Raw genomic sequence first — 241 nt, forward strand, 5'->3', positions numbered from 1 at the left:
CACCGACACCATCGCCCCACCACCGGCCAACCCCTGCATCAACCGGCCCCGCGCCCCCACCAGCACACACGCATCCTCCAACCCCAAAACACCAGACACATGCGCCGCCGCCACCTCACCCACCGAATGCCCCACCACAAAATCCGGCCGCACCCCCAACCACTCCACCAACCGGAACAACGCCACCTCCAGCGCGAACACCCCGCCCTGCGTGAACAACGTCTCCCCCAACACCCCCTCC

General features: G+C 67.6%; 1 protein-coding gene. It reads right to left on the bottom strand.

All coding sequences use genetic code 11. The annotated features are described in order from the left end of the window. On the bottom strand, nucleotides 1–241 hold a 241-nt coding region (locus IG05_RS0141620), incomplete at both ends, for an acyltransferase domain-containing protein (protein WP_158839177.1).

Source organism: Streptomyces sp. NRRL S-1022, assembly GCF_000720135.1.
GTDB lineage: Bacteria > Actinomycetota > Actinomycetes > Streptomycetales > Streptomycetaceae > Streptomyces.